Source organism: Kitasatospora sp. NPDC048296, assembly GCF_043201815.1.
Lineage (GTDB): Bacteria > Actinomycetota > Actinomycetes > Streptomycetales > Streptomycetaceae > Kitasatospora.
The window spans coordinates 1-1,851 of the sequence record NZ_JBICZB010000197.1 but is presented as its reverse complement, the minus strand read 5'-3'; the positions used below and the strand labels follow the sequence as shown (position 1 = coordinate 1,851).

Annotated in this window: 2 protein-coding genes; both read right to left on the bottom strand. The window is 66.8% G+C overall.

The genetic code is table 11. The features are described from left to right. Positions 1–114 precede the first annotated feature (114 nt). On the bottom strand, positions 115–1,491 hold the full coding sequence (locus ACGF12_RS38440) for a phage/plasmid primase, P4 family (RefSeq protein WP_393041265.1): 1,377 nt from the start codon (positions 1,489–1,491) through the stop codon (positions 115–117). Beyond that, on the bottom strand, positions 1,488–1,721 hold the full coding sequence (locus ACGF12_RS38435) for a hypothetical protein (protein WP_393041262.1): 234 nt from the start codon (positions 1,719–1,721) through the stop codon (positions 1,488–1,490). The genes ACGF12_RS38440 and ACGF12_RS38435 overlap by 4 nt, the downstream gene beginning before the upstream one ends. Between the last annotated feature and the right edge of the window lie 130 nt (positions 1,722–1,851).

The window sequence follows — 1,851 nt, the reverse complement described above, 5'->3', positions numbered from 1 at the left end:
GTACCTCACCCCACTCGAAACCCGAGCCAGACTGCAGCGCGACTTCACCCCCGCAGCGTAAGCAACCGCTGTCCAAGATCAGGGGGGAACTTCAGCTGCGCCCTCCCTCGCTGCCTAGCGGGCTTGCCCGAAGATGTCTTCAGGGGCCAGCTTCACGCCGACCACGCCGCGCACCTGCCTGCCGTTGACTCGACGCTTCCCGACTTCTGCGCCGAAATACCGAGCAACTGCCTTAGACCATGCTTGCGGCTGCCCCGGTAGCTTCGGGTGCACCCGTTCCCCTCGCTGTTTGATCTCGCTGTTGGGCACGAAACCGTCCGACTGCACCTCGAAGTTGGCTTCCACCCAGTCCGCGAACGGGTCCGATTCCTCGCGGTACTCGTCGGTTGCCTTGGTGACCCGCTCGGGGTTGTTCAGGCCGTGCTGGTGCCAGTCGACGGCGCCCGCGACCACCCATGCCGCTGTGCCCTCCGCTTCGGCCAGCAGGCGGGTTTTGAGCCCCTTGTCCTCCCTCCCGACGAACGACTCATCCCACGGCACGCAGCGGAAGCGCCGCCAGATGCCCTCGTCGGTGCCCCGGATGGTCGGCTTGTCGTTGCCGCTCATGATGAGCAGCGCGGTGGGCGTGAAGTCGTACGCGGGCTTGTACTTCTGGTTGGCGGTGAGCAGATCAGCGGCAGTGAAGAGCTTCACGAACGCCTCGTCCAGGCGCGCCGCTGTCATCTCGCTGGACAGCACCAGTCGGGCGCCGTGGAGCTTGGCCACCAGCGACCCGTTACGGCCGTTTCGCTGCTTCTCCCAGAACTCGGCTTCCTGCGCCGTGGTCACGGCCGCGAAGACCTTGCCCAGCGTCTCCGTGAACACGCCCTTCCCGTTCCGCCCCGACCCGTAGAAGAACGCCAGGCACTCCTCTCGCGTCGAACCGGTCACGGCGTAGCCGGCCAGCCGCTGAAGGAACGTGTGCATCTCCTGGTCGCCGGGCTGGCTGCTCTCCAGGAACGCCAGCCATGACGGGCACTGCGCTTCTGGCCGATAGTCCAGGTCCACGAGTCGTGTGATCAGTTCATCGGGATCATGCGGGCGCAGCTCGCCGCTGCGTAGGTCCACGGTGCCGTTGCGGAAGGTGAGCGCGTCCGGATCGGCGTCCAGGTCGGCGACGCTGCGCCGGATGCCGGGCATGGCTTGCATCTCCAGCAGCGCCGCCGTGATGAGCCTGCCCGTGCGCAGTGCCTTGCCCGCGTCAATCAGAGCATCGCTGCCCGCGCTGATCGCTTCCGCCAGTAGCCCACTGGACACGTCGTGCACCATGCCGCGCGCCACGGCATCACGAGTCGAGTCGTTCACCCAGTGCCGTCCGTCCCAGGCGTACCACCCCGGGCCGTCCACGTAGATGAGCCGACCGCGCACCTTGCCCGTGATGAACTCCGCGCGGTCCACGTCGGTGCCGTCCCGCTGTGTCAGCAGGCGTACGGTCTCGGCTGGGGTCGTCACCGGCCTGCCTCCTGCTTCGCCTGCCAGGCAGCCAGGTAGGCGCTGTTGCGTCCCTTCCTGCTGCCTTCCTCGATCTCTTCGACGAGATTGTGTAGCTCGCGGATCTGCTGGTTGAGGATGCGGCCCACGGCCGTTTCCTTCCACGCCGTGGCCTCGTCCTCCTCTTCCACCGCCATTTCCGCTTCCTCCAGCAGGGCAGTGGCGTGGGCCCGTTCCTGCTGCCAGTCCACGTCGGCGTCCGCCGGGGCAAGCTCGTAGTGGGGCAGGTTGAGGTTCCCCCGGGATGCGGAGGATGGTGACAGCGGTTCAGATGGGTCTCATGAGAGGACCCGAGGCCATGGCCGCCCCGAAGAAGTACCC